Consider the following 1,085-nt stretch of genomic DNA (forward strand, 5'->3'; position numbering starts at 1 on the left):
CAGGCTTACAGAACGCTCCCCTACCCCGCATACTTGCGTATGCAGCCGCAGCTTCGGTGACCAGTTTGAGCCCCGTTACATCTTCCGCGCAGGCCGACTCGACTAGTGAGCTATTACGCTTTCTTTAAAGGATGGCTGCTTCTAAGCCAACCTCCTAGCTGTCTGAGCCTTCCCACATCGTTTCCCACTTAACTGGTACTTGGGGACCTTAGCTGGCGGTCTGGGTTGTTTCCCTCTTCACGACGGACGTTAGCACCCGCCGTGTGTCTCCCGGATAGTACTCACTGGTATTCGGAGTTTGCATCGGGTTGGTAAGTCGGGATGACCCCCTAGCCGAAACAGTGCTCTACCCCCAGTGGTATTCGTCCGAGGCGCTACCTAAATAGCTTTCGGGGAGAACCAGCTATCTCCGGGCTTGATTAGCCTTTCACTCCGATCCACAAGTCATCCCCTGGCTTTTCAACGACAGTGGGTTCGGGCCTCCAGTGCCTGTTACGGCACCTTCACCCTGCTCATGGATAGATCGCCCGGTTTCGGGTCTATGCCCAGCGACTAAGTCGCCCTATTCAGACTCGGTTTCCCTACGGCTCCCCTATACGGTTAACCTCGCCACTGAACATAAGTCGCTGACCCATTATACAAAAGGTACGCCGTCACGGAACAAGTCCGCTCCGACTGCTTGTACGCATACGGTTTCAGGGTCTATTTCACTCCCCTCACAGGGGTTCTTTTCGCCTTTCCCTCACGGTACTGGTTCACTATCGGTCAGTCAGGAGTATTTAGCCTTGGAGGATGGTCCCCCCATGTTCAGACAGGATTACACGTGACCCGTCCTACTCGATTTCACTGGACTCAGGTTTCGGATACGGGGCTATCACCCACTATGGCGGCTCTTTCCAGGGCCTTCTCCTACCAGTTGTCCAGCTTAAGGGCTGGTCCCCGTTCGCTCGCCGCTACTGAGGGAATCTCGGTTGATTTCTTTTCCTTCGGGTACTTAGATGTTTCAGTTCCCCGAGTTCGCCTCTTACACCTATGGATTCAGTGTAAGATACCGACCCGAAAGTCGGTGGGTTTCCCCATTCAGA

The 1,085-nt window shown here is 54.4% G+C and carries 1 rRNA gene; it reads right to left on the reverse strand.

From position 1 onward, the window contains the following. Window positions 1-1,085: ribosomal RNA gene (locus tag BM036_RS19715) — 23S ribosomal RNA — on the reverse strand; the annotation flags it as partial.

The organism is Marinobacter segnicrescens, assembly GCF_900111555.1.
Lineage (GTDB): Bacteria > Pseudomonadota > Gammaproteobacteria > Pseudomonadales > Oleiphilaceae > Marinobacter > Marinobacter segnicrescens.